This window comes from Nocardia sp. NPDC003999, assembly GCF_053604885.1.
In genome coordinates, this window is the sequence record NZ_JBSGIB010000005.1 from 139,125 (window position 1) to 164,247 (window position 25,123).

The 25,123-nt window shown below is 67.6% G+C and carries 23 protein-coding genes; 12 read left to right on the forward strand and 11 right to left on the reverse strand.

Annotation, left to right across the window (positions count from 1 at the left end; all coding sequences use genetic code 11):
* Window positions 1–121: 121 nt before the first annotated feature.
* From ACWESM_RS13585 to ACWESM_RS13605, 5 genes are all read right to left on the reverse strand, one after another.
* Window positions 122–925, reverse strand: a complete 804-nt coding sequence (locus ACWESM_RS13585; RefSeq protein WP_452491955.1) for an SDR family oxidoreductase — start codon at window positions 923–925, stop codon at window positions 122–124.
* Complete coding sequence (locus ACWESM_RS13590; protein ID WP_355076658.1) at window positions 922–1,542, reverse strand: TetR/AcrR family transcriptional regulator; 621 nt, start codon at window positions 1,540–1,542, stop codon at window positions 922–924. Before ACWESM_RS13590 ends, ACWESM_RS13585 begins: the two co-directional genes overlap by 4 nt.
* Before the next feature lie 101 nt (window positions 1,543–1,643).
* On the reverse strand, window positions 1,644–2,828 hold the full coding sequence (locus tag ACWESM_RS13595; RefSeq protein WP_364435781.1) for a cytochrome P450 family protein: 1,185 nt from the start codon (window positions 2,826–2,828) through the stop codon (window positions 1,644–1,646).
* Window positions 2,829–3,361: 533 nt separating this feature from the next.
* Entirely contained in the window at window positions 3,362–4,099 is a 738-nt protein-coding gene (locus ACWESM_RS13600) for a GNAT family N-acetyltransferase (RefSeq protein ID WP_452491956.1), read from the reverse strand.
* A gap of 117 nt (window positions 4,100–4,216) precedes the next feature.
* The gene (locus ACWESM_RS13605) at window positions 4,217–5,674 is read right to left on the reverse strand and encodes an MFS transporter (RefSeq protein ID WP_452491957.1); all 1,458 of its coding nucleotides are present in this window, start codon (window positions 5,672–5,674) and stop codon (window positions 4,217–4,219) included.
* 206 nt (window positions 5,675–5,880) lie between these two features.
* On the opposite strand from ACWESM_RS13605, the gene ACWESM_RS13610 reads away from it, so the two are divergent.
* The 3 genes from ACWESM_RS13610 to ACWESM_RS13620 all read left to right on the forward strand — a co-directional run bounded on the left by ACWESM_RS13610 (window position 5,881) and on the right by ACWESM_RS13620 (window position 8,303).
* On the forward strand, window positions 5,881–6,456 hold the full coding sequence (locus ACWESM_RS13610; RefSeq protein WP_355076651.1) for a TetR/AcrR family transcriptional regulator: 576 nt from the start codon (window positions 5,881–5,883) through the stop codon (window positions 6,454–6,456).
* Window positions 6,457–6,530: 74 nt separating this feature from the next.
* Window positions 6,531–7,319, forward strand: coding sequence for an oxidoreductase (locus tag ACWESM_RS13615; protein ID WP_452491960.1), 789 nt, complete (start codon window positions 6,531–6,533; stop codon window positions 7,317–7,319).
* A 159-nt stretch (window positions 7,320–7,478) separates the two neighbouring features.
* Window positions 7,479–8,303 carry an MBL fold metallo-hydrolase gene (locus tag ACWESM_RS13620; RefSeq protein ID WP_379252661.1) on the forward strand — a complete coding sequence of 275 codons (825 nt, stop codon included), beginning with the start codon at window positions 7,479–7,481 and terminating at the stop codon, window positions 8,301–8,303.
* Window positions 8,304–8,381: 78 nt separating this feature from the next.
* Here the strand turns inward: ACWESM_RS13620 and ACWESM_RS13625 are convergent, their stop codons facing one another.
* Entirely contained in the window at window positions 8,382–9,413 is a 1,032-nt protein-coding gene (locus tag ACWESM_RS13625; RefSeq protein WP_452491962.1) for an amidohydrolase family protein, read from the reverse strand.
* A gap of 206 nt (window positions 9,414–9,619) precedes the next feature.
* Here ACWESM_RS13625 and ACWESM_RS13630 point away from each other — a divergent pair, with 206 nt between their 5' ends.
* The 4 genes from ACWESM_RS13630 (at window position 9,620) to ACWESM_RS13645 (ending at window position 14,459) form a co-directional block, all read left to right on the forward strand.
* On the forward strand, window positions 9,620–10,450 hold the full coding sequence (locus ACWESM_RS13630; protein WP_364435824.1) for an alpha/beta hydrolase: 831 nt from the start codon (window positions 9,620–9,622) through the stop codon (window positions 10,448–10,450).
* Window positions 10,450–11,478 carry a VOC family protein gene (locus ACWESM_RS13635; RefSeq protein ID WP_452491964.1) on the forward strand — a complete coding sequence of 343 codons (1,029 nt, stop codon included), beginning with the start codon at window positions 10,450–10,452 and terminating at the stop codon, window positions 11,476–11,478. Before ACWESM_RS13630 ends, ACWESM_RS13635 begins: the two co-directional genes overlap by 1 nt.
* Window positions 11,475–13,193 (forward strand): bifunctional 3-(3-hydroxy-phenyl)propionate/3-hydroxycinnamic acid hydroxylase MhpA, encoded by a 1,719-nt coding sequence (gene mhpA, locus ACWESM_RS13640; protein WP_452491966.1) that lies wholly within the window; start codon window positions 11,475–11,477, stop codon window positions 13,191–13,193. Before ACWESM_RS13635 ends, mhpA begins: the two co-directional genes overlap by 4 nt.
* 360 nt (window positions 13,194–13,553) lie before the next feature.
* Entirely contained in the window at window positions 13,554–14,459 is a 906-nt protein-coding gene (locus ACWESM_RS13645; protein ID WP_364435757.1) for a class I SAM-dependent methyltransferase, read from the forward strand.
* A 33-nt stretch (window positions 14,460–14,492) separates the two neighbouring features.
* Here the strand turns inward: ACWESM_RS13645 and ACWESM_RS13650 are convergent, their stop codons facing one another.
* Together ACWESM_RS13650 and ACWESM_RS13655 are read right to left on the reverse strand one after the other, a co-directional pair.
* Window positions 14,493–15,740, reverse strand: coding sequence for an alkane 1-monooxygenase (locus ACWESM_RS13650; RefSeq protein WP_355076635.1), 1,248 nt, complete (start codon window positions 15,738–15,740; stop codon window positions 14,493–14,495).
* Between the two features lie 737 nt (window positions 15,741–16,477).
* Window positions 16,478–17,800, reverse strand: coding sequence for a lipase family protein (locus ACWESM_RS13655; protein WP_452491968.1), 1,323 nt, complete (start codon window positions 17,798–17,800; stop codon window positions 16,478–16,480).
* Between the two features lie 169 nt (window positions 17,801–17,969).
* Here ACWESM_RS13655 and ACWESM_RS13660 point away from each other — a divergent pair, with 169 nt between their 5' ends.
* The 3 genes from ACWESM_RS13660 to ACWESM_RS13670 all read left to right on the forward strand — a co-directional run bounded on the left by ACWESM_RS13660 (window position 17,970) and on the right by ACWESM_RS13670 (window position 19,668).
* Window positions 17,970–18,509: a TetR/AcrR family transcriptional regulator gene (locus tag ACWESM_RS13660; RefSeq protein WP_364435750.1), complete on the forward strand. Its 540-nt coding sequence runs from the start codon at window positions 17,970–17,972 to the stop codon at window positions 18,507–18,509.
* A gap of 101 nt (window positions 18,510–18,610) precedes the next feature.
* On the forward strand, window positions 18,611–19,267 hold the full coding sequence (locus ACWESM_RS13665; protein ID WP_452491970.1) for an SRPBCC family protein: 657 nt from the start codon (window positions 18,611–18,613) through the stop codon (window positions 19,265–19,267).
* Complete coding sequence (locus ACWESM_RS13670) at window positions 19,267–19,668, forward strand: ArsR/SmtB family transcription factor (RefSeq protein ID WP_452491971.1); 402 nt, start codon at window positions 19,267–19,269, stop codon at window positions 19,666–19,668. Before ACWESM_RS13665 ends, ACWESM_RS13670 begins: the two co-directional genes overlap by 1 nt.
* Window positions 19,669–19,696: 28 nt before the next feature.
* Here ACWESM_RS13670 and ACWESM_RS13675 read toward each other — a convergent pair whose 3' ends face one another.
* Window positions 19,697–20,956 (reverse strand): KasA/KasB family beta-ketoacyl-ACP synthase, encoded by a 1,260-nt coding sequence (locus ACWESM_RS13675; protein WP_355076626.1) that lies wholly within the window; start codon window positions 20,954–20,956, stop codon window positions 19,697–19,699.
* A 106-nt stretch (window positions 20,957–21,062) separates the two neighbouring features.
* Here ACWESM_RS13675 and ACWESM_RS13680 point away from each other — a divergent pair, with 106 nt between their 5' ends.
* Complete coding sequence (locus ACWESM_RS13680; protein ID WP_355076625.1) at window positions 21,063–22,031, forward strand: GlxA family transcriptional regulator; 969 nt, start codon at window positions 21,063–21,065, stop codon at window positions 22,029–22,031.
* Here ACWESM_RS13680 and ACWESM_RS13685 read toward each other — a convergent pair.
* Both ACWESM_RS13685 and ACWESM_RS13690 read right to left on the reverse strand, forming a co-directional pair.
* Entirely contained in the window at window positions 22,028–22,726 is a 699-nt protein-coding gene (locus tag ACWESM_RS13685) for an HAD family hydrolase (RefSeq protein ID WP_452491973.1), read from the reverse strand. The two genes, ACWESM_RS13680 and ACWESM_RS13685, sit on opposite strands and share 4 nt — an antisense overlap.
* Window positions 22,723–23,994 (reverse strand): cation:proton antiporter, encoded by a 1,272-nt coding sequence (locus ACWESM_RS13690; protein ID WP_355076621.1) that lies wholly within the window; start codon window positions 23,992–23,994, stop codon window positions 22,723–22,725. The genes ACWESM_RS13685 and ACWESM_RS13690 overlap by 4 nt, the downstream gene beginning before the upstream one ends.
* Window positions 23,995–24,301: 307 nt before the next feature.
* On the opposite strand from ACWESM_RS13690, the gene ACWESM_RS13695 reads away from it, so the two are divergent.
* Window positions 24,302–25,117: an SDR family oxidoreductase gene (locus ACWESM_RS13695; RefSeq protein ID WP_364435732.1), complete on the forward strand. Its 816-nt coding sequence runs from the start codon at window positions 24,302–24,304 to the stop codon at window positions 25,115–25,117.
* Window positions 25,118–25,123 lie beyond the last annotated feature (6 nt).

Genomic DNA, 25,123 nt, shown 5'->3' on the forward strand with positions numbered 1-25,123 from the left:
CGCTGTGCGGGCGCTCGAAGAGATTACCGCACGAGGCTGGAGGGGTGCTAATCGGCTGGTCAGAGGGGGTTGAAGGGTTGGGCTGGCCGGGGTGGATCGCCGGTCGGGGAGGAGTGGGCGGTCAGCGGTAGTCGTCCACGTGGTCTACGGCCCATTGGGCGAAGGTGCGGGCGGGTATGCCGGTGACCGACTCGGAAGTGGGGCCGACCGGGCTCGGTTCAGAGCCGGCCTTCGCCCACATGTCGAGGACGGGGCGGTAGTACACATCGGCTGCTTCCTCATAGGTCAGTTCGATCAGTCGGACCGGCTCGCCCAGGGCGGCGGCGATGGCGGCGACCTGCTGGTGGTGCGACAGGGATTCGGGGCCGGTGAGCGGGTAGGTCTTGCCCGCGTGGGAGGGGTCGTCGAGCGCCGCGATGGCCGCGTCGGCGATATCGGCCTCGTGGATGGGGGTCAGGTGCAGGTCGGGGAAGGGGACGCGGACGACGCGCTCGGCCCTGATGGTGGGAAACCAGGTGCGGGCGTTGGCGGCGAAGGCTCCCGGCCGCAGGACGGTCAGCGGCAGGCCGGATGCTCGCAGCGGGTTCTCGACCGCGAGATGCCTTGCGCCGATGGGGTTCTGGTCGTTCTCCGCCGCGATGGACGACAGCAGCACGACGTGGGCGACACCAGCGGCCTCGGCGGCGTCGATGAAGTTGCCGATGCCTTCCGCGGCGGCGTAGCAGAAGACCTTGTCCACGCTCGCGAGCGCGGCGGTGACCGATTCCGGGTCGGTCAGGTCGAGTCCGACGAGTTCGACATCGTCCGGCACGGTGGTCTCGGCGGGACGAGAGCTGGCCGCGCGCACCGGTTTTCCGGCCGCGCGCAGCTGGTCGACGACGGTCCGGCCGACGATGCCGCGAACGCCGGTGACGAGGTAGGTCATGAAATATCTCCTTCGGAGCGGGAATCGGTGAGATGGGCGAGAATGCGGCGCAACTGTTCGCCGTAGCGCTGCTCGAATTCGGCGGTCCGGGCCTCCACGCCGAACAGTTCGCGAACCTGGACCGGCAGCAGCAGTGGGGCGATGACCATCCCCATCACCGCGAGCTGGAACGCGGCCGGGTCGAGGTCGGCGGCGACCTCGCCGCGCTCTTGCCGGCGCCTGGTCTCGGCGATGTCGGTCTCGGAGATCGGGTGCGTACCGGTCGGCGCGGCATCGGACAATCCCCGCCACATGAGCAAGCGGATGCCGCGGGGGTCGCGCAGACCATCGCGGAGATAGTTCGTGACCACCTCCGCCAACGGCAGCGCCGGATCGCTGAAGGCGGCCTCACGCTCCAGCCAGTTCTGCTGGAGCGCCCGGTAGAGACCTTCCTTGCCGCCGAAGTAGTAGGTGATCAACTGCTTGTTGACACCGGCCCGCTGGGCGATGTCACCCACCCGGGCACCGGCGTAGCCCTTGGCGGCGAACTCCTCCAAAGCCGCCTCGAGCAGGCAGCGTTTGGTGCGTTCGGCGTCGCGGACGCGGTGAGCGGGATCAGGTGTGCGGTGTGTCGCCACATACCCAGATTAGGCCAGTATTTTACAACTGGCTAATTGTTTTAGACGCTCGGTGGATAGTCGAGGTGCGTTGCCTAGCACCGCGACCCGCCCCATCGCTGTCAAACGAACGCCAGGGGCGGAGACGCCGGAAAGGTCACCGGAACGGCCGCCGGTGCGCGGTGGAAGGAGCTCGGCAGCCACTCCAGTTCGTCGGCGGGGACCGACAGCCGGATCTCCGGAAGGGCGTCCAGCAGTTGGTCGAGCGCTTCCTGGACGATGACCATGGCGACCGACTGGGCAGGACAGGTGTGTGGCCCGGCGCCCCAGGCCAGGTGCGACCGGTTGCCCTGGCGCTCGCCCGCCACCGCCGCGGGATCGTTGTTGCACGCCGCCAAACCGATCAACACCGGTTGGTGCTGGGGCAGCCACACATTCCCGACGATCTGCGGCTGGTTCGGGTATCGCACGCAGGAATTCGCAGTGGGAGGATCGGTGAACAGCACCTCGTCGATGGCGTCCCGGGTGGACAGCGCTCCGCCGAGCAGTTCGCCGCCGAATCGTTCATCGGTCACCAGCAACAGCACGGTGACCGCGATGAGGTTCCACGTCGGTTCGGCGCCCGTGGTGTACAACGAGGCCATCTGCTGCACGAGTTCGGTTTCGCTCAACCGAGCCGGATGCTGTACCAGCCAGGACGCCACATCCGCCGCGGGCGCCGCGCGTTTGGCCGAGATCACCTCGAGCATCGCCGCGGCGAGCGTTCGATGGCTCGCCTCCGCCGAGGCCGCGTCGGCGGCGTCGCGCAGGCTCATCATCGCCGTGTAGGCGTTCTGCCGGACCTCCGGCGGGAATCCCAATACCTCTTCCAGCACCCTGACGGTGAGCGGGATCGCGTACTCGCTGAGCAGATCCGCCGAACCGGCCGCGCAGAAACCGTTGATCAGCGACAGCGCGGTGCGTTCCACGGTGTCGCGCAGCGTGTGCAGGTCGATGCGATCGAGGCTGCCGGTGACGGCGTTCCGGTAGCGAGCATGCTCCTCTCCCGCCGTTCGCGACGCGTCCGGCCGCCAGCGCATCGCCCACGGCACCGGACATCCTTCCGGCACGTTCTGTTCCCATTCGCTGGGATCGGCCGAGAAATGCACGGCGTCGGTGAGCACGTCCAATGCCGTGCGGTAATCGATGATCAATGTCGCGGGCACCTCCGGCGCTACTTCGACCGGGACGAGCGGGCCGTGATCGCTGCGCATCCGCCGGTATGCGGCGTGCGGGTCGGCCGCGAACTCGTTCGAATACAGCTTCATCCTCGCGCACCGTGGCGATCGAAGGGCAGCGCAAGAGACGAGGGATCAGTCAAGACAGGCTCCTGGAAGGAAATGCACGATCGAGAGCGGGATCCGCGCGACTTCTCTGGCGTACGCGAATCCGGCCCTGCGCGGAATAGCCGGGTCGGCTACCGAAGGAAAGCGTGTGCGAGAGAACGACGACACGCAGTGGGTGAAAATAGTCGCAGGCCTGCCGATCGGATCGTGAATCCTGGTGATCCGTGTACCCGGTGCCACCTCGACACTTCTGAACTCCCCTGCTTACGCCGCCGGCATTCGGTGCCACGGCCGAACCCGGCCGTCATACCGACCGGTCCGCCAAAAGTGTTCGACCGCAGCGTAATTCGACTAACGGGGGGAGCATACCGAGGTCTGTCGTCCTTCGCAGCGCGAGCAATTCGAGACAGTCATGCCCCGCGAGACATTCGCCTCCGCGACGTTCTGCCCGGGCATGAATATTTGTAAACGCATCTCTAACAAAGCGTGAACTGATCACCCCCCGGCGTGGTGCGTCAAACCATGACACTCGTGGGCGACGACTGCGCAGGGGCCTGCACGACAGTCAATTTCGAACGTTTGCGCAGCGTGAATCCCAGCGTCTCGTACAAATGGATCGCCGACGTATTGCCGGCGGAAGCGTGCAGAAACGGTGTCTCACCCCGCGCGCGGATGCCCGCGCCGACCGCGCGGACCAGGCGCGTAGCGAAGCCGCGGCCACGGAATCCGCCGTCGGTGCACACGGCGCTGATCTCGGTCCAGCCCGGCGGGTGCATGCGCTCTCCGGCCATCGCCACGAGTCTGCCGTCGACCCGCAGCCCCAGATAGGTGCCCATCTCGATGGTCCGTGGAGCGAATGGGCCGGGTTGGGTGCGAGCGATCAGCTCGAGGATCTCGGGCACGGCCGCCGCGGTGAGCCGTTCCAGTTCCGGGTCGTGGGCGACGCGCAGGGCGGTGCCGTCCATCTGCACCGAGTCCATGTGGTTCAGGACCGTCCAGCCGTCGGGCGGCACGTGGCCGTAGCCGCGCAACGCGGTGCTGCCGCCCGGCCCGAGAAGTGTGGCCAGATCGGCCCAGTCTCGTTCGTCCAGCACGGGCGGGTGGCCGACGAACCTGGCGACCTCCGGGTCGTAGCGGCCGACCCGGCCCACCCAGCCGGCGAACCGGCGGTGTTCGCCACGCAGCGACGCCCGCACCGGGTCGTCGAGCGGGTGTAGCGAGGTATCGACGTCGACAATCGAATCAGTGGTCACCGCGCACTCCTCCACAACAGCGTCCGACGAGAGAACGTTAGCGAGGCGCACGATCACCCGACACGGGTTGCGCTCACCGCGATTCCGATGCATCGACCGCGTGGAGGCGCGGGCGGGTCATCGCGCGTGTGTCGAAACCATCGACGTCTGCGGCGTATTCGCGCCGGTGCGGAAGTCGGGCGCGAACGCCGCCACTGTCGCCAGGGCCGAGGCCGCGAAGCACAGCAGCACCGCCCAGCCAAGTGACGCCGACGACGCGGTTCCACCGAATGCCAGTAGTACGCCGGTGGTCATGGCGATGCAGAACGTGGCCGACAGCCGCTGCGTCAACTGCAGGAAGGACGCGGCCACCCCGTGCAACGACGAGGGTGAGAACGCCAGCGTCACCGCCCGCAGCGGCGGCTCCACCACGCCGCTGGTGAGACCGCAGGCGACTTGGATCGCGGCCAGCACGAGGAACAGAATCCATCCGTCCAGGAGCAGTGTCGTGGCGGCGGTCGCCGCCATGCAGGCGGTTTGGACGACGAGCCCGTAGGCTACGACCACGGACCCGTGCACCGCGAAAAGCCGTTGCCCCCAACGCGCCGCGAAGATCCGGGCCAGCGCGGAGGGAATCAGTGCCAGCGCGACCACCAGTGCGGGGATCTTGTGGACCTGGAGGAAGTACACCGTCTTCACCGTGGTGAACGCGAGCATCGATCCGAACCACAGCAGCGCCACCACATTTCCCGTGACGTAGCCCCGGGAACGCATCAACGGCGGCGCGAACAGCGGCAGACGGCCGCGGCGGGCGTATGCGCGCTCCCAGAGGGCCAGTCCGATGACGAGAAGTCCGCTCGCGACGACGATGGCGGCGACCGCTGGGGCGGGGAGACCCGGATCGATGACGGGGATCGTGACGATGACGACGAGCAGTCCGAGCGCCGCGATCCCTGGGAGGTCCAGATCGGTCGAGCGGCGCCCACGGACGTCGCGAGGGAGCCCGCGGAGGCCGAGCGCGACCGTCGCGAGCGTGAACGGCACGGGCAGCACCAGTACGGCGCGCCAGCCCAGATCCGGCGGCAGCATCCAGAGTGCCGTTCCGGCGAGGACCGGCCCGGCGATCGCGGCCAGCGCGCCCGCGGTGGTGTACGCAGCGAGAGCGCGCAGGCGGGCGGCTCCGGTGAAGACGTCCTGGATGACGCCGAGCACCTGCGCGCTGATCACCCCCGCGCCGAAGCCCTGCACCAACCGGCCCGCGATCAGCGGCCACGCGCCGGGGGCGAACGCGGAGACGACGGCGCCCACGAGGAACAGCCCGAGTCCGGCGACGAACAGGTTGCGGCGGCCGTACGCGTCGCCGAGCCGCCCGGCGGGGGCGAGCCCGAGGCCGAAGGTCAGCGAGTACGACGCCAGGTACCACTGCACGTCCGAGTTCGCCAGACCGAGCGTCGACCGCACGTCCGGCGCCGTGAAAGCGACCGCCGCGGAGTCGAGCAGCGTCGCGAAGCCCGCCCCCAGGCAGCACCAGAGAGCGGCAGCCCGATCGCGGATGACCGGTGGGCGGGTGACCGAGGATTGCGGTGAGTGCCTCAACTCGGCACCTGTCCCGCACCACCGTGCGGCCTGATCCGGCCGCCGGTGGTCGTCGCATGCATGCCGGAAGTATCGAGCCGCGACGAATCGATCGGAAGCTTTAGGATCGCCCCGATCTCATGGCCGATGCCCGGCAGGCGGGCCGGAGAGGCGCCGAATCACACGCTTTCTTGACCTGCCGGTCGAAAACTATTACGGTTCAAATCATGGGCAGGCCGCGCAACTTCGATCCGGACACGGTGGTGGAGCGGGCCATGGAGGCGTTCTGGACCCATGGGTACGCCAACACCTCGCCCGCGCAGCTGGCCGAGGCCACCGGGGTCGGCAAGGGGAGTCTCTACCACGCTTTCGGTAGCAAACGCGCGTTGTTCGACCAGGCTTTGGATCGCTACGACCGGCTCGGTGCCGAGCTGGCCGCCGAGATCCTGTCCCGCCCGGGTTCCACTCGCGACTGTCTGGCCACGTTCCTGTGCGGTCTGGTGGATTCCGACCTGGCCCAGCCGGTTCGGCGCGGCTGCTTGGCGGTGAACACCGCCATGGAACTGGGCGGACACGACCCGGAGATCACCCGCGCGGTCCGCGCCATGCAGGACCGTGTGATCGGAGCGTTGGAGGCTCGCATCGATCAGGGGCGGCGCGACGGTGACGTGCGCGCCGGGGCCGACCCTCGGGCGGCGGCCGAATTCTTGATGAACACCATCGTCGGCCTGCGAGTGATGGCCAAGACCTACGATGCGCCCACGTTGCATCGCGTCATCGATACCGCTTTGACCAGCCTCTGAATTCCGATGCCCGACCGTCGGCCCGCTTGCTGCCCACATTGTTGACCTGTAGTTCAAGAAAGAAAGGTTCCCTCATGGATCTCGAACTGTCCGGCAAGACCGCCGTCGTCACCGGCGCCGGTCGCGGCATCGGCCTCGCGGTGGCGGAGGCGTTGACCGCCGAAGGTGTCCGGGTGGTCGGCGCCGCGCGCACCATCACCCCCGAGCTCGAAAAGGCCAGTGTCGCGGCCGTTCCCGTCGACCTCTCCACTTCCGAGGGGGCGACTCGGTTGATCGATGCCGCCCTCGAAGAAGTGGGCGGCGTCGATATCGTGATCAACAACGTCGGCGCGGTGAACGCCGCGCGCCTGGAGTTGGGCGGATTCCTCGAGGTCGATGACGCGCAGTGGCGCGAGCTGTTCGACCTGAATCTGTTCAGCGCGATCTGGGTCACCCGTGCGGCCCTGCCGAGCCTGCTGGAACGGCGCGGCTCGATCGTCACCATCTCATCGATCAACAAGCATCTGCCCGCCGCGGGCCCGGTCGGTTACAGCGAGGCCAAGGCCGCGTTGACCGCGCTCACCAAGCGGCTCAGCGAGGAGTTCGGGCCGCGCGGAGTGCGGGTCAACACCGTCTCTCCCGGCGTGGTCGGCACGCCGCTGTGGCGTGGACCCGACGGTGTCGGCGCCAAGTTCGCTGCCGCGCAGGGGCTTTCGCAGGAGGAACTGCTCGCGGCCGTGCCCGAGCAGTTCGGCATCGCCTCCGGCCGGATCAGCGAGCCGGAGGAGGTCGCCGCTCTCGTCGCCTTCCTCGCGTCACCGAAAGCCGCGAATATCGTCGGTGCGGACTACGTCATCGACGGAGGCACCTTGAAGATCGCCTGACGAGGTCCGCGGCGGGAGTGCTCTCGTGCTCCCGTCGCATGGTCTTCCGGGTTGAATACGTTCGCGCACTTGGTATCACGAGCTTCGCCGGTATCTGTCGCGTCCGGAAGCGTCAGCATGTAGCGTGGCTGGTCGGACGGCGCGGATAGGAGCGGACTGGTGCGTGTCCATCATCTGGATGCCGGGGGAACCCGTCCCTTCGGAGGCCGTTTGTTCGACGGCCGGCCGGGGTTTCGGCGTACGGCCGCCGGAGCTTGCCACTGTTTGTTGATCGAGCACTCCGCTGGATTGGTCCTGGTCGACACGGGTTACGGCGAGCAGGCGCTGTCCCGGCCGGATGTCTGGGTGGGGCGTCAACTCATCCGGCAATCGAATCCGGTTCTGGACCAGCCGATCGCACGGCAGATCGAGGCGCTGGGCTTCTCCCGCGACGACGTCCGCGACGTCATCGTCACGCACCTCGATCTCGATCACGCCGGTGGCCTCGCCGATTTCCCGCAGGCCACCGTGCATGTGCACCGGGCGGAACTCGATGCCGTCGCGGGCCCCTTCGGCAGGCGCGAGAAGTTGCGGTATCGGCCGGTGCAATTCGAGCACGGACCCGAGTGGTCGGTGTACGACGAAACCGACAGCGACGCGGAGCGCTGGTTCGGGTTCCAGGCGGTGCGTGAACTGCGGGGGCTGCCGCCGGAAATCCTCATGGTTCCGCTGGCCGGACACACGCGCGGTCATGTCGGCGTCGCGGTCGACACCGGAAACGGCTGGCTGTTGCACGCCGGTGACGCATACACCTATCACGGGCAGATGCGTGCGAAGCCGTCGATGCCGTTGGGCGCGCGAATCTTCCAGTGGTACGTGGACACTCGGCGACAGTCCCGCATCGAGAATCAGCAGCGGCTACGGGAACTCGTCCACGACAACGGCGACGCGGTGACGGTCTTCTCCGCCCACTGTGCGACGGAGTTCGAACGACTTCGCGGTTGACACCCGACGCCCGGAGCGGCACGCGCTTATGATCCGACACCGAAGGATCGGTGCGACGGCCGGCGCCGAAGGCCGGGTTCAGCGCCGGGCGATCGCCCGCGCCACGCTGCGGAAGAGTTTGCGCCGAAGGCTCGTCCGTGCCCTGGCGAGCAGCGGTGGCTCCGGCGCCGGTGCGGTCGCACCGAAGCGGGGGAAGAGCGCGATGGCATTGTCGCGCTGGATGTTTCGCCGCGTGCTGTCGTCACATCCGGGAAAAGTGTCGAGCCCGGCGTTGAAATAGTGGACCGCGGGTTCGGGCGCGAAGGGCCAGTCGCTGCCGTAGAGCACGTGCCCGGGTTCGGCGAACGCGAGCAGGGACGGCAGTGCCGCCGCGCTCGCCGACAACGCGGTATCGAAATAGAACCCGGCGAAGTCGTCCAGGATGTCCAGCGGGCTGCGCCCGGTGTCGTTGAAGATGGCCAGTGCCATGCGGTGTGCGGCGTAGGGGACGAACCCGCCTGCGTGGGCGAGGACGAAGCGGACGTTGGGATACCGCCGCCGAATGCCATTGCGTACGAGCAGGTACGCCGCGCGGGTGGTGTCGAGCAGGAAATCCGCGGCGAATGGCGCGACGCCCGGCACGGCGGGCGCGGGCAGGTCCGCGGGGTGGACGAACGCGACGGCCGATCGCCGGTCCAGCACCCGGAAGAGGTCGTCCTGCCCGTCCTCGCCCAGATAGGTCCCCGCCGCGTTGCCGAGCAGCACGACGCCGTCGGCGTGCAGGTCGTCGAGGGCGCGTCGAGCCTCGTCGGCGGCAGCGGTGACGTCGGGCATGGCGAGGGTTGCGAAGAACCCGAACCGGCCGGGTTCGGCCTGCGCCAGCGCGGCGGTGTAGTCGTTGACCGAGCGGGCGAGTGCGGCCGCCTGTGCCGGGTCGGCCAGGAACGTGGTGCCGGGCGTCGACACCGACAGCACCGCCGAAGCGATCCCGGCCCGCGTCATCGACGCACGCGCCGCCTCGGGACTCCACTCGGGCAGTGCACGCCCGCCCGGGGCGGTCACACCGTGCACCCGCAGCGCTTCGGCATAGTCCGGCGGGATCAGGTGCTGATGCACGTCGATGCGATTCATGGGGTTTTAGCAGTCCTTTCTCCGGGCGCACCGGGCTCGAAGAGGTCCGGACCCTCACTCTGGCGCACCCTCGGGTCGTTGCGCAAGCAATTCTGATGATTTCATCATTGTTGCTTGACAGACTATTTCTACATAACTGATGATTGCATCAGATCAACGATCTGGAGGTAGTGGTGACAACCGACAGTGCCGCCGAGACCGGGCGGATGATCCGGGTCGGCAATCGAGACATCTTCTACAGCGAAGCCGGCGCGGGCGCCGCCGTGGTGCTCTTGCACGGGGGCGGACCTGGAGCCAGCGGTAGGTCGAACTACTCCCGCAACATCGAGGCGCTGGCCCGGCGTTTCCGGGTGATCGTTCCGGACATGCCCGGCTACGGGCGCTCGACCAAGCGCATCGACCAGTCCGATCCGTTCGGCGACTTGGCCGCGGCGGTCGGTGGGTTGCTCGACGCCCTCGATATCGACTCGGCACACCTGATCGGCAACTCCTACGGGGGAGCGGCGGCGTTGCGGTTGGCCATGGACCGACCCGAGAAGGTGCGGAAACTGATCCTCATGGGCCCCGGTGGGGTGGGAACCACGCGCGCGTTGCCGACCAAAGGCTTGCAGTCGCTGCTGTCCTATTACGGCGGTGACGGCCCTAGCCGGGCCAAGCTGGCCGAGTTCATCCGCGAGTATCTGGTTCACGATGCCGGCGGTGTCACCGAGGAGATCATCGACGACCGTTATCGGGCCAGTCTCGATCCCGACGTGCTCGCCGATCCGCCCTTGCGGCGTCCCTCGGGACCGTCGGCATTGCGAACGCTGTGGCGCATGGATTTCACCCGCGACGCACGGTTGCCGGGCGTGCGCAATCCGACGCTGGTGATCTGGGGCGCCGAGGACAAGGTGAACCGGCCCGACGGTGGGCGCATGCTCGCCGAGCGGATGCCCAACTGTGATCTGTACCTGGCGGCGGAGACCGGCCACTGGGTGCAGTGGGAGCGCGCGGAGCTGTTCAACGCGCTGGCCGTCGCGTTCCTGGGAGCGGCGTGATGAGCGAGCGCACGGGCCGGGCAACCGGTGGGTCGGTGTTCGGCGCGGTGCATCTGGGCTATGTCGTCGTGCATTCGCGGCGGCTGGCCGACTGGCGCCGGTTCGGCGGGTTGGCCATCGGGATGCACGTCGACGAACTGGACACCGACATGTTGCGCTTCCGTCTGGACGACCACGCCTGCCGCTTCCTCATCCGGCACGGCACGGCCGAGGACGTCACCGCGCTGGGCTGGCAGGTGGACGACCACGAGACCTTCGACCGCATCCTTGCCCGGGTGAGCGACCGCGGCGTGCCGATCGAGGAAGGCACCGCCGAGCAGGCGGCCGCGCGCGGCGTGCAGCGCCTGTGGCGCTTCCCCGGCCCCAAGGGCATCGCCACCGAAATCTTCACAACGCCGGTGACCAGTCCGGAACCCTTGCGGATGCTCAGTTCCGGCTGGGTCACCGGCGAGGCGGGGATGGGCCACGTGGCGATCGTCTCCCGTGAACCGGAGTCGATGCGCGGCTACTACGACACGGTGTTCGACGCGCGGTTGACGGACTACATCGACGAAAACATCTCCGGCTTGACGATGAAGATCCGGTTCTTGCGAGTGAACGAGCGTCACCATTCGATCGCGATCGCGAACCTGCGCGGGATGAAGATCGATCCGCTGCGAACTCGGGTGCAGCACATCAATATCCAGTCCGCGAGCCTGGAGGACATGCTGGCCGCGTTCGGCCGGGTCACCGATCTGGGTTTCCGGATGGCGTGGTCGGTCGGCCAGCACACCAACGATCGCGAATTGTCGTTCTATTGCGTGACGCCGTCCGGTTTCGAGCTGGAGGTCGGCTGGAATCCGGTGGTGATCGGCCCGGAACTGGAATCGACCTGGGAACCGAGCACCTATCAGGGCATCAGCATCTGGGGCCACACCACGGTGGGGGAGACGGTGCTGGACAAGTTCGCCCAGTTCCGGCAAGCCCTGCGGACCATCAAAACTCCGGAACCCACTGTCGCCGAACTGACGGGAGGACTGTCGCGATGAGCGACTTCGATGTCGATGTGGTGGTGGTCGGCCTCGGCCCGACCGGTTTGACCCTGGCCAACCTGCTGGGACGGCGAGGGGTGCGAGTGCTGGTGCTGGAACGGGAGCCGGAGTACTACGGGATGGCCCGCGCGGTGTACACCGATGACGAAGGCATGCGGGTCTTCCAGACCGCCGGGGCCGCGGACGAATTGGCGGCGGACATGAACGTCGATTCGACCGTGCAGTGGGTGCGCGGGGACGGCTCGGTGCTGGCGCAGTTCCATCAGACCGACCGGCCGCTGGGCTGGCCCGTGGTCAACTTCCTGTACCAGCCGTATCTGGAGAACACGCTCGAACGGGCACTCGACCGCTATCCGCACGTCACGGTGCGGCGCGGTCGCGAGGCGGTCGACTTCGACCAGGATGCCGACGGCGTGCACGTCGAGCACGCCGAATGCCGGGGTACGGGCTACGGCAAGCGCCCGGCGGACACCGATCCGCGCACGGCCGAACGGGTGCGGGCGAAGTTCCTGGTCGGCTGCGACGGCGGCCGGAGCGTGGTGCGCACCAAGCTCGGTATCGAGATGTCCGGCACCAGTTTTCCGGAACGGTGGCTGGTCGTCGATCTGAGAGCCCGTGAGGGTGTCGATGCGTTCCGGCATCTGCCGTATTTCAACTTCGTGTGCGACCCGGAACTGCCGATCGTGTCCTGCCCGCAGCCGGACCGGCATCACCGGTTCGAGTTCATGCTGTCGGAATCCCAGACCAACGAGGAGATGGAGGACCCGGAGACCGTACGCCGCTACATCGCACGCTTCGTCGACCCGGACGAAGTGGAGGTGCTGCGCAAACTCGTCTACACCTTCAACGCGGTTGTCGCCGATCGCTGGCGCGACGGGCGGATCCTCGTCGCGGGCGACGCCGCGCACATGACCCCGCAGTTCATCGGTCAAGGCATGAATTCCGGAGTGCGCGATGCGGACAACCTGTCCTGGAAGCTGACCGCGATCATCGAACACGGTGCGGCGCTGGACATCCTGGACAGCTACGAGTCCGAGCGGAGGCCGCACGCGAAGGCGATGATCGATCTGTCGGTATTGAACAAGCAGATCGTCTCGCTCGACAACAAGCTGCTCGCGGCGGCCAGGGACATCGGGCTCACCACCGCGCTGCGGGTGCCGGGGCTCGGCGGCTGGATCCGCGGCGCGAAAATGAAACCGCGGCCGCGCTTCCGTCGCGGCGCCTACCTCGGTCTGCCCCGGCGCGTGCTGCGTGGTATCGAGGGAACCCTTGCCCCGCAACCGGACATCCGCGACTACAACGGACGTCACCGGCGCTTGGACGAGGCGTTGGGCATCGGATTCGCGGTCCTGGGCTACGGCACCGATCCGCGCCGGGCCTTCGGGCCGGAGCAATTGGCATTCCTGCGTGGTCTCGACGCCGCCTTCGTCACCGTGTATCCGCTCGGTGGACGCCCGCAGGGCAAACCGGGCGACGGCCGCGACGACGTCACCGACATCGAAGACCACACCGGCACTCTGACCCGCTGGTTCGGCAAGGCCGGACTGCGCCCCGGCGGCGTCCTCGTGCTGCGCCCCGACCGATTCGTCTTCGGCGCCGCCGCGGCCGGGCACGGCGCGTCATTGGTCACCGAACTCGCACGGCAACTGGGCATCTTTCCGATGTCGCGAGTGGAACAGCACGACCTCCGCGCGCAGTACGAGCAGGCCTGACAACCTCGCGCGGCATGTTCACAGCTGCGGCCGGGGTGGCAGCGGCCCGGACGCACCGGCATCCGCATCGGGCTGCCGGTCCGAGGCCCGCGCGCTGCCTTGCCGCCCGATCCGGCCTCAGGGAGTCGGGCGAGTCGCGATTGGCCTCGAGTTTGCCGAGATGGACCGTTCTAGGACGTGCTCTCGTGGAGCGAGGTAGCGTGAAGATGTGTCGGCCGAGGCCGGCCACGGGAAACAGCGTGGTCGTCCCCGTCGGCAGCGCGTGGTCGGTGCGTTCACATCGTGGTCCGTACCCGGCAGGAAGCCGCCCGGCGGCTTCCGCTGAACAGCAGTGCCGGTTCGTGCGAAAGATCCGCCATCATGAGTGTTCACGCCCCCCTTTACCACGAGGTGCTCTCCCGCGAGGAGTTGCCGGACGAGTTCTTCGGGCTCTTCCTCGACCCGACCCGCACCTACAGCTGTGCTTTCTGGTCCCACCCTGACGACACCCTGGAAAAAGCCCAGACGGCGAAGATCGACCTGGCCTTGGCCAAGTGCGATCTGCAGCCGGGAATGGCCCTGCTGGACGTCGGTTGTGGCTGGGGCTCCACCATGCTGCGCGCCATGGACACCTACGGTGTGAACACGATCGGGCTGACCCGCAGCCGTAACCAGTACCGATACGTGCGGGACATGCTCGTCGACCGGCTGATCCGGGGCCGTCCGTACGGTGGGGTGCGCGTGCAGGGCTGGGAGGACTTCGACCGGCGCGCCGACCGGATCGTCTGCATCGGAGCGCTGGAACACCTGCCGGTGGACCGCTACGGAGAGTTCTTCGATTTCGCCTACCGGATCATGCCCTCCGACGGGGTGCTGCTGTTGCAGACCGTGGTCAGCTACAGCCGCGAACATCTGCGGGCACACGGTACCCAGATCACCAGCGACGACTTCGCGTTCTTGCGATTTCTGCGCGAGACCATCTTCCCCGGCGGCGAGCTTCCGCTGCCGACCGGTCATCATCCCAAAGGGGTCACCGAATACGCCGAGGACGCCGGATTCACCGTCGCCGACATCCAGGCACTGGGACCGCACTACACGACGACACTGGACTGCTGGGCCGACGCCCTCCACGAAAACCGGGACCGGGCTGTCGAGCTCGCCGGGCGGGACACCTATAACGCCTATATGCGGTATCTGACCGGTTCCGCCGATTACTTCCGCCGCGGGCATACCGACGTCATGCAGTTCACCTGTCTCAAACCCGACGCTCGGCGCCCGCCGCACTGAATCCGTACCCTCGCCTGCCGGGCGGCGGCCGCATCAGCGATTCGCCTCCGTGGGGAACAGGTCGTCGTCGCCGGTCGACGGGCTCATGCCGTGCGTGCCGGGGTCCGCGGCCCATCGCACGTCATCGCGCGGGTACCGGATGGGCAGCGGTAGCCTGCGTCTGCGGAGCTTGAGGTTGATGAGCGTCATGTCGCCGTTGTAGTGGGCGAGGACACGGGGGTCCATGACCGCACGCCACAACGGGGGGATCGCGGCGAGCACGACCATGGTGGCGTAGCCGGCGGGCAGTTGCGGCGCCACGTCGCAGCTGCGCAGGGTCTGATAGCGGCGGCCGGGGTTGGCGTGGTGATCGCTGTGGCGCTGGAGGTGGAACAGGAAGATGTTGGTGACCAGGCGGTCGCTGTTCCAGCTGTCGCGCGGCGAGCAGCGAGCGTAACGCCCGTCGGGTCGGCGGGTACGCAGCAGTCCGTAGTGTTCGACATAGTTGACGGTTTCCAGCAGGCCCGCGCCGATGAGCGCCTGAATGGCGAGGTACGGCGTGACAACGGGGCCGAAGGTCACGATCAGGCCGCCGAACAGCACCGCGCTCATCGCCCAGGCCTGCAACAAATGGTTACCGGGACTGAACCAACGTTTGCCGTTACGGGCCAGGCGCGTGCGTTCCAGCGCCAGTGCCGACCGGAACCCGCCCATCATGGTGCGCGGCAGGAACTGCCACAGCGATTCGCCGAAGCGGGCGCTGGCCGGGTCCTCGGGTGTGGCGACGCGGACGTGGTGGCCGCGGTTGTGCTCGACGAAGAAATGTCCGTACCCGGACTGCGCGAGCGCGATCTTGGCCAGCCACCGTTCGAGATGTTCGGCGCGGTGGCCGAGTTCGTGGGCGGCGTTGATACCGATGCCCGAGACGAAGCCGAGAGTGACCGCCAAGCCGAGCTTGTCGGCGAGGCTCAGCTCATGGCTGGCCCACATATAGCCGGCGATGAGCAGGCCGATGAATTGCATCGGCAGGAACAGAAAGGTGCACCACCGGTAATAACGATCGTTGGACAGCGCTTCGTAGTCTTCGTCGCGCGGGTTGCTTCCGTCGTCGCCGATGAACCAGTCCAGCAACGGGATCACCACCAGCACGATGATCGGGCCGATCCACCAGAACAGTTCCAGTCCGGTGTGTGCCACCAACGTGGAAGGCAGCAGTGCGCAACCCGGGGCGATCAAGCCGAGAATCCAGAGGTACCGCTTGGGGTCGCGGGCTCGCGTGTGCTCGAAGATCGTCATAGTCATCTCGCCGATCCGTGAGGACGACACTCAACCGACAGTTCCGACTGCGGACAACACCTGAACCATGCGCGCCAATCCAGGATAACTGGAAGTTCGCCAGGTGGTGGTGAACCGTGGAAAGCGCTGCCTGAGCGGGCAATCCTCATCATGCGCACACGGTCCGACGCCCGATCGGTGGGGAGGTTTTCGGGACCCGTCTCGCGTGTGTCGCCTGTTCGGCTCGGTGTGGCGTGGACGGGATCGGCAACGGTGCGCTTGTTCGCCGCTGTGACGTCGACTGTCTGGAAGCGCTGCGGATTTCGACAGCCGAGGTTCGACAGCCGGCCTTCGGACGGTCGAAGTTGCCGGATCCGACGCGGGTCGATTCGTGCCAGATGTCCGAGTGTCACCGTTGCGCACACCTGAGTGGCTCAGGTCGGCGGGGGTGAGCCAACTCCGACATCCGCACCTTTCGTCCCGATTTCGACCCAGCTAGCGAAGATCAACAGCAAATTTTCTGCAAATCGATGCACCGGCTCCGAGGCATCGGGAGACCGTGGGGTGCGGCTCCGCCTGCCGCACGGACGCCTGTGCTCCTCCGGGCAGGCAGTCGGCCGCGGCTCGGTCGTGAAAACCGAACCGCGGCCGACCATGGTGCACGAAGTTCGCGGCACTACGAGCAGAACCTCTGTGCGCGGCGCGGCGCGCCGAATCTCCGATTCAGATACTGACGGTATCCGAGTTGGTCGTGCTTTCGCAAATCAGGGCAGCGCTCCGCAGTTGGTCGGCGCGGGCTGGCCCGCGAGCCGTTCGGTCATCCAGTCCTGCGAGGCACCCAGCGAGGGGAAGAACGCCAGTACGTGGGTAACCCGCAACCCGGTGATGACGCTGGGTAACTCGGCATTCGCATTCAACTGGACGGGTGCGCCACCGCCGCACCATCCGGCGGCCAGTTCGCGCACGGGCACGTACGGCGCGCCCTCGTCGGCCTGGTTCGAGGCGATGAGGACGGGCACTCCCGGGGTCATCGTGCCGACCCGCTGGTCGTTGAACGCCGCCTTCAACACCGGCGACTGATCGATCACCGCCGTCAGTGGTTGCCCGCTGGTGGTCCACTGTGAGGTATTCGGGAACTGCTGGGCCAGTCCCAGCGGCACGGCGCACTTGTCCATCGACTCGCGCATGATCGCCTTACCGGTGTCGTTGAGTTCGGCGTCGAGCACCGGCCGGGTCTCGGGGTAATTGGCGGCGATGCCGTTGAGGATCCACGCGAAGGCGGGTCCGAGCGGGGCTCGTCCGTCGTTGAAGGCGATGAAGTACTCGTCATCTACCACCGGCCCGCCGACGTAGGCGCCCCGCACGTTCAGATCGGGGGCGTAGCCCGGCTGCAGTTCGGCCGCGCCCGCGGAGGCCATGCCGCCCTGGGAGTATCCGTACAGAATGACCGGCGATCCGGGATTCAAGCTGGTGCCCGGCAATTGCAGCGCCGCGCGCGCGGCGTCGAGGACCGCGTAGGCCTGAGATTTGCGGTTGAGGTAGTCGTGCACATCCGGTGTGCCCAGACCGTGGTAGTCGGTCACCATCACCGACATGCCGCGGGCCAGCAGCGTGTAGATCGCCAGTACGTCGTATTCGACGATTACGTCGAACGGGGGCTGGTATTGGACGAATTGCGCCAGCAATTTCGACGGCGCGCACTGATCGCCTTGCCCCTTGGTGCCGACCGCGTAGGAGATCAGCGGTCGTTCGCCCGGACCGGTCCACGGCTGGGACGGTTCCAGATAGGTTCCCGTCACCGCTGTGCGGGCACCGTGGGTATCGCTGCTGGTGTACATGATGCGCGTCGACGTCGCGGGGACCTGCCCTGGGACGCCGGGGACCGAGATCGCCAGCCGCGACCCTTCGGTGCGGATGATGGAGCCCGGTGCGCCCGCCGGTGCCGCAGGCGGGATGTAGAAATCGTCGCTGGCGACGGTTTCGGCGGCAGGTTCCGTCCATGCGTGTGGGGCGGCGACGGCCCCACCCCCGACCACGAGGAGGGTTCCCGTCAAAGCTGTGGCCAATCTGAGTATTCGGCTCCTCACGATGCGATCCTTCCTGCGATTGGGATACCCCTGGCATCTAGAATCGGATACTGAGAGTATCTGTAAGGGGTCGAAATTGTCCGGGAATAGCGATGAGTGTCGGCGGCTCGCGGGGGCGGGGCGTTCCCGGCCGACCCGGGCGCAGAGCCAGGTGCGGACGCGCGCTGTTTTGATCGCGACCGCCGAGCGGCTTTTTCTGGAGGACGGTTTTCAGGCCACGACTCTGGACAAGGTCGCGAAAGCCGCCGGTTTCACCAAAGGGGCGGTGTATTCGAACTTCCGCACCAAAGACGAGTTGTGTCTGGCGGTGCTCGACGAAATTCACGCTGAGCGGGCGGCGGAGGTCGCCGAGATCATCGCCGCGCCGACGGCCGCGCAGCGACTGCTCCGGATGACGGAATGGGCCGAACGGGTGGTCGGCGAGCCCGACTGGACGCATCTCGAACTGGAGTTCAGCGTGCACGCTCGGCGCGACGAGCACCTGCGCGCCGAGTTGGCGACCCGGCTCGACAACATCGTGGGCATGGTCGGCGCCGCCTTGCGCGCGACGGACGATCTCGACACCCCGATGCCCCGGGCCGAAGCCGCCGTCGCCGTGCTGGCCCTCGGCGTGGGGCTGGGTCTGTTCCGGTCGATCGATCCCGGCATCCCGGTCGCGGGAATGATCTCCGCGCTGCGCGCGATCGCGGGGTTGTCTCCAGGCGACTGATCGGGGCGGCGCGCGTCCGGTCCCTCGGGGTGGCGCCGCACCGGTCTTGCGGTCACGCCGCGCGCCGCTAATATAAGTCAAAACTTATCAAGGAGGTTGTCATGGCGTTGCTCACCGATCCCGCCGCCATCGCCGGGCTCGTGACCCGTGAGGTCCGCACCGGATCCCGCGACGGCGTACCCACCCGAATAGCAGTCGCCCGTCGGAACTACCCGACCGATCGAGCGGATCTCTGGGACGCGCTCACCGATGCCGAGCGGATTCCGCGCTGGCTCCTGCCGATCAGCGGTGATCTGCGGGTCGGCGGGCGCTATCAGCTCGAAGGCAACGCCAACGGCGTCGTCGAACAGTGCGACGCGCCGGAGCGGTTCGCCGTGACCTGGGAGATGGGACCGCAGATCTCCTGGCTCACCGTCGTTCTCACGCCGACCGCGGACGGCACCGAATTGGAGTTGCTGCACGAGGCGCCGGTCGCCCCCGAGTTCTGGGCGCAATACGGGCCGGGTGCGGTGGGCGTCGGCTGGGATCTCGCCCTCATGGGTCTCGGGCTGCACTTGTCGAGCGGAGATCCGGTGGACCCGGCCGAGGGGCTGGCCTTCCCGACCACACCCGAGGGCCTGACGTTCGTCCGGACGGCGGCTCTCGGCTGGGCGGAGGCGGCCGTAAGTGACGGTGACGATCCAGACGCCGCGAACTCGGCGGCGCGGCGGACGATCGACTTCTATACGGTCGTCCCGGAGGACGGCGCCGAGTCCTGATGGATCGATCGCCGGCGAAGATCTTCGAGGCGCTCGGCGACCCCGTCCGCCGGTTTCTTCTCGAAATGGTGGCGGCCGAAGAGCAGCCCGCGGGCGCGCTGGTCGCCGCCGTGCAGCAGCGCACGCGGATCTCCCAGCCCGGCGTCTCCCAGCACCTCAAGGTGCTCCGCGACGCCGGGCTGCTACACGTCCGCGCCGAGGGCACACGACGGCTGTACGCCCTCGACCCCGCCGGTGTCGAGGCCGCGCGGGCTTGGCTGACCGGGCTGGCGGACCCGATGCGCCATTTCGCTCAACCGCTCGACGCGCTCGCGACGGAGATCGCCCGTGGAAAACGCACGCGCCGCGGGGCCGGTCGAACCGGCGGCGAGGATTCCGGCAGGCGAACTCGCCACGCATGAGTGGCGGGCGCACCGGGCGTCGCCGCGGTCAGCAGCGGCCGAACACCACGGCCGCGTTGTGGCCGCCGAATCCGTACGAGTTGTTCAGCGCGTACTCGATGTTCTGGGTGCGCGCGCTGCCGTGCACGATATCGAGATCGATCTCGGGATCCTGGTTGTCGAGGTTCAGGGTGGGCGGCACCACACCGTCGCGCACGCTGAGCACGGTCAAGGCGGCTTCGACCGCGCCCACCGCGCCTACGGAGTGCCCCAGCGCGGATTTGGGGGCGTAGACCGAGGGGTGGTCGCCCACGGCCGCCCGGATCCCCTTGGCCTCCGCCAGGTCGCCGAACGAGGTGGCCGTCGCATGGGCGTTGACGTGGTCGATGTCTTTGCCGCTCACGCCTGCCGTTTCCAGCGCGCGGCGCATCGCGCGAATGTTTCCGGCGCCCTCCGGATGCGGGAGCACCATGTGGTAGCCGTCCGCGGTCAGGCCCGCCCCCATCAGGCGAGCCAGGGGCTTCGCGCCTCGCGCCCGCGCGTGGTCTTCGGACTCCAGCACGAACAGCGCGGCGGCTTCGCCGAAGACGAAACCGTCGCGGTCACGGTCGAACGGGCGCGACGCGCGCTCGGGCTCGTCGATCCGGGTGCTCAATGCCCGCATCATCGCGAATCCGGCCACCGCCAGCGGGTTGATGCGGCCTTCTACACCGCCCGCCACGATCATGTCGGCTTCCCCCAGGATGATCGAGCGCCACGCGTGGACCAGCGCCTCGCATCCCGAAGCGCACGCCGAGACGGGTGTGATCACGCTGGCTCGCGCACCGAGCTCCAGCCCGACCACCGCGGCGGCGCCGTTCGGCATGGCCATGGGCACCGCGAAAGGGGACACCTTGCGGTAGCCCGATTCCCGCATCAGGTCGTTGGACTCGATGATCGTGTCGGCGCCACCGAGACCGGTGCCGATGCAGACGCCGAGTCGATCGGGATCGACCTCCGGGCGGCCCGCGGTGTCCCAGATCCGTTTGCCCATGACATAAGCGACCTGCTGGACGTAGGACATGCGGCGCTTCTGGACGCGGCTGAGCTCTTCGGTCGGATCGAGCTTGAACTGGCCGCCGATGTCGACGGGCACCTGGAAACGCTCGAAGTCGGGGTCCTGCACCTTGGCGATTCCGGTCTCTCCGGCGAGCAGTCCCTTCCATGTCGCATCGGTGCCGGTGCCGACGGCGGTCGACATCTCGACAGCGGTCACGACGACGCTCCGGAACCCTCCGTTGCTGGTCGAGAAGTCCGTCAAATCGGACATCAAACCCCTTCTTTCGGCTTGTCGGCTCGCATACTCGAGCGAGGCTATGTGCGCGCCGGAAGACCGGGGTAGTAGCCCGAGTGCCGTTCACCGCTACGATCGGGCCATGCAACCGGATGGGGGAGAGCGTCGGGTCACGGTGGTCATTCCCGACGAAGTAGTGCTTCTGGACGCCGCGATCCCGATCGACGTGTTCGGATCCGACCCGAACTACCGGCTCGAGGTGTGCGCGGTCTCGCGGACGGCGGCGACCTCGGTTCCGGGGCTGTCGTGTGTGACGGTGGCCGGGCTGGAGGCGCTGCGTGACGCGGAGACGGTGGTGGTGCCCGGGTACGCGTCCTTCGCGACGCCGCCGCCGGAACCGGTGCTGCGAGCGCTTCGCGCGGCCCACGGCCGCGGCGCGCGAATGCTGTCGATCTGTACCGGGGCTTTCGCGCTGGCCGCCGCGGGGTTGCTGTCGCACCGGCCCGCCACGACGCATTGGCGGGCCGCTCCGTTGCTCCAGAGCGAATACCCCGACGTCGAGGTGCACGCGGATCGGCTGTTCGTGGACGACGGCGATGTGCTGACCTCCGCCGGAGTGACCAGCGGTATCGATCTCTGCCTGCACGTGGTGCGCAAAGACATCGGCGCTGCGGCCGCCAACGAACGGGCTCGCGATCTGGTGGCGCCCCCGGTGCGCGAGGGCGGCCAAGCCCAGTACACCCGGCAGTTCGCCAAGCAGACCTCCTCAGGCGCGCTCGCCGAGACACGGGCGTGGATTCTGGCGAACCTCGACCGCAGGCACTCGCTCGAGGATCTCGCCAAGCGTTCGAATCTCTCACGCCGCAGCTTCATACGGCGATTCCGGCAAGAGACCGGAACCTCCACGCACGTTTGGATCACCAGCGCGCGCCTGAACCAGGCGCGGGAACTGCTCGAGACGACCGAACTCCCGATCGACCAGATCGGCTACCGCGTCGGCCTCGGGAACCCGGCGAACACCAGGGCTCTGTTCAAGCGCCATCTCGGTGTCAGCCCGGGGCAGTATCGGCACATGTTCACGATCGGCAACGGAAGGCAGCAGGGAAGCTAGCCGGGCAGCCGTTCCGCGGGATAGCCGTGCAGCCGCCGGTCGGTGTCGCCGACGACGACCGGGTGGCCGACCAGGTCGAACATCGCGATATCGGAGTGGTGATCGCCGAACGCCGTGCACGACGACAGGTCCACGGCCGTTCGCTCGGCGTAACGCAGCAGCGCCGCGGACTTGTCGGCGCCGACCATCGTCGCGGGCACCGCACCGGTGTATCTGCCGCCCGCGGTCTCCAGCGTCGTGCACAAGACCGACGTGGCGCCGACGGCTTCGGCGATCGGGTGGAGTGCGGGGACGAACGAGCCGGACACCAGGACGATGCGAGTCCCGGCGCGGCGCAACTCGTCCAACCGGCGCCGCACCGCGACATTGAAGAACGCCGAATCCGCGGCACGGGACGCGAACCAGTCACGGCCGGTGCGCGACACCTCGGCGACTTGGCGGCCGGCCCAGTGCCGATAGAACCACCGATGGGATTCGCCGCGGCTCATCCCCGCCGCGCGCAGCGCGCGGAACTCCTCGAGCACGGCGTCGGCTTCCTCGCCTCGAGCACGGCGTCGCGCGTCGAAGACGAACAAGGACAGGAAGGTGACATCACGGACCAACGTTTCGTCGACGTCGACGAAAGCCGCTGGGACGTGGCGGTCGTCGACCGCAGGCGCGCCGGCGGGATCGGGAGCCGCGTGCGGTTGGTTCACGAGGCCGCGGCCTCCGTCTGAACAGCGGATTCCGCGCGTCGCTCGGTTTTCCCCGTGCCCTGGGGCGCGCCGTCGTCGCGCAGGGTGTGCGGGACACCGAAGAGTTTCAGCAACGGCGCCGTCATCGCCGTGGTGATCAACGCCATCATGACCAGCAGCGAGTACAGCCGCTGGTCGATGACGCCGATCGTGAGCCCGACATTCAGGATCACCAGTTCCGTCAACCCCCGGGTGTTCATGAGCGCGGCCAGCGCGGCGGATTCCGTCCGGCCGGTCCGGCCGAACCGAGCCGCCGAGTAGGTACCGCCGAGTTTCCCCGCGAGCGCGGCGAACATGATCGCCGCGAACTCGGCGATACTGGTGCGATCCAGACCGCCCAGGTCGACCTGGAGGCCGGCCACCACGAAGAACGCGGGCAGGAAGATGCTGCTCAGCAGTTGCGCGCCGCTGTCGACGGCCGCGCGCAGCCGCCGGGGGAAGACGACCCCGAACAGGAACGCGCCGAAGATCAGGTGCAACCCGATCCATTCGGTGGTCGCTCCCAGCAGAAGGGCGCCGGAGACGCCGACGAAGACCATGTTGGACGGGTTCTTCTCGGATCCGGCGCCCGCGATGCGGTCCAGGGCGGGGCGCACCGCCCACCACAACACCACGACCAGCGGAACGAACAACAGCAACCGCCAGTGGTGACCGAGGCCGGGCCGGGCGATGCCGATGACCACCGCCAGGACGCACCAGGCGAGGACGTCGTCCAATGCCGCGCAGGTCATTGCCGTCTGGCCCAGCCGGGTGCCGAGCAGCTTGCGGTCGTGCAGGATGCGGGCCAGCACCGGAAACGCCGTGACGGCCAAGGCGCAGCCGATGAAGAGCGCGAAGTTCAGCCGGTTGCCGCCGTCGTGCCGGGCCAGCGCCCACACCGCGACGGCGGAGCCGAGCGCGAACGGTGTGAGGTAGGCCGACAGCGCGACCGCGGTGACCGATCGTCGCCGTCCCGCGACGGACCGCAGATCCATCTCGAGGCCCGCCGAGAACATGAAGATCATCACGCCGACGTTCGCGAATGCCGTGAGATACGAGCGAATATCGTGCGGGAAGACGGTCTCGGACAAGTGCGCCCCGAGCAACGTCGGGCCCGCGAGTACGCCTGCCACGATCTCGCCGATCACCGGAGGCTGGCCCAATCGCTCGGCCAGCCAACCCAGCACACGCGCCGCGGCCACGATCAGTACGAGATCCAACAACAAGAAGATCATTTGGTCGCTCGGCAACGCCTCGACTCCGTTCCGACATCGAGGGGAGGAGCGGATCCGATTCTCGCACGGGGTATTTCCGTGACGCGTCGACCGCAGTGTGAATCCCCCGAAACATGGACTGCCTGCGCTCAGACGATATCGCACCGGCCCGACGAGCGAGCGTCGAGAGTGATCTACGACACATTCGCGAGGGTGTCGGCGCGGGCTGGCGCAAAGGTGTGCATGTCTGTCGCGAAAGGTACTGGCTGGTCGCTCTTTCCGTTCGGAATACTTCGATCCATGGCTTGCGCCGGTCGGAGGGCGCAGCCGAGGGGAGTCGACGTTGTTCGAAGGTAAGACAGTACTCGTAACCGGTGCGGCAACCATCATCGGCACCGAAGTCGCTCGCGTCTTCGCCGACTATTCGGCGAATGTCGTACTGGGTGACCTGGATACGGACGGGGGAGAGAAGGCGGCCGCCGAGATCGGCGAGCGCGCTCTCTTCGTACCCGTCGACCTGCGCAGCGATTCGTCGGTCAGGTCGTTCGTCGCGGACGCGGCCGACGCGCACGGACGCATCGACGCGCTGGTCAACATCGCCTGCGTCTACGGTGACGACGGGCCTGGCGCGGATGCGCGGGCCGAGTGGCTCGAGGTGCTGAACACCAATGTCGTCGGTACGGCGATGTTGTGCGAAGAGGCCCGAAACCGACTGCGGGACACGGCGGGGTCCATCGTCAACTTCACCTCGCCCAGCGGGCGAGTAGCTCAGGCCGGGCGCGTTCGATACCCGGTCAGCAAGGCGGGGTTGTTGCAGCTGACCCGCAGTCTCGCATTGGAATACGCGGGCGACGGGATCCGGGTGAACAGTGTCTCGCCGGGCTGGACCTGGTCTCGCGTGATGAACGAGATCACCGAAGGGGACCGAGCCCGCACCGATGCGGTGGCCTCCCGGTTCCACATGCTGGGCAGGGCGGGAGACGCACGCGAGATCGGCGAAGTCGCGGCGTTTCTCGCCTCGTCCAAGGCGAGCTTCGTCACCGGAGCCGAATGGACCGTGGACGGCGGTTACTCGGCCCTCGGTCCCGAGCAGACCACTTCGGCGATCGAACTGCTCCAGCGTGAGCGGCCGGGACCGCACGCAACTTCTCTGGCTTAGGAGTTC

Coding starts and splice junctions, on each gene's coding strand:
- ACWESM_RS13625 (WP_452491962.1), bottom strand. CDS start 9,413: ATGAATCGCATCGACGTGCATCAGCACCTGATCCCGCCGGACTATGCC.
- ACWESM_RS13630 (WP_364435824.1), top strand. CDS start 9,620: ATGATCCGGGTCGGCAATCGAGACATCTTCTACAGCGAAGCCGGCGCG.
- ACWESM_RS13635 (WP_452491964.1), top strand. CDS start 10,450: ATGAGCGAGCGCACGGGCCGGGCAACCGGTGGGTCGGTGTTCGGCGCG.
- ACWESM_RS13670 (WP_452491971.1), top strand. CDS start 19,267: ATGGATCGATCGCCGGCGAAGATCTTCGAGGCGCTCGGCGACCCCGTC.
- ACWESM_RS13650 (WP_355076635.1), bottom strand. CDS start 15,740: ATGACTATGACGATCTTCGAGCACACGCGAGCCCGCGACCCCAAGCGG.
- ACWESM_RS13680 (WP_355076625.1), top strand. CDS start 21,063: ATGCAACCGGATGGGGGAGAGCGTCGGGTCACGGTGGTCATTCCCGAC.
- ACWESM_RS13645 (WP_364435757.1), top strand. CDS start 13,554: ATGAGTGTTCACGCCCCCCTTTACCACGAGGTGCTCTCCCGCGAGGAG.
- ACWESM_RS13665 (WP_452491970.1), top strand. CDS start 18,611: ATGGCGTTGCTCACCGATCCCGCCGCCATCGCCGGGCTCGTGACCCGT.
- ACWESM_RS13610 (WP_355076651.1), top strand. CDS start 5,881: ATGGGCAGGCCGCGCAACTTCGATCCGGACACGGTGGTGGAGCGGGCC.
- ACWESM_RS13675 (WP_355076626.1), bottom strand. CDS start 20,956: ATGTCCGATTTGACGGACTTCTCGACCAGCAACGGAGGGTTCCGGAGC.
- ACWESM_RS13595 (WP_364435781.1), bottom strand. CDS start 2,828: ATGAAGCTGTATTCGAACGAGTTCGCGGCCGACCCGCACGCCGCATAC.
- ACWESM_RS13615 (WP_452491960.1), top strand. CDS start 6,531: ATGGATCTCGAACTGTCCGGCAAGACCGCCGTCGTCACCGGCGCCGGT.
- mhpA (WP_452491966.1), top strand. CDS start 11,475: ATGAGCGACTTCGATGTCGATGTGGTGGTGGTCGGCCTCGGCCCGACC.
- ACWESM_RS13585 (WP_452491955.1), bottom strand. CDS start 925: ATGACCTACCTCGTCACCGGCGTTCGCGGCATCGTCGGCCGGACCGTC.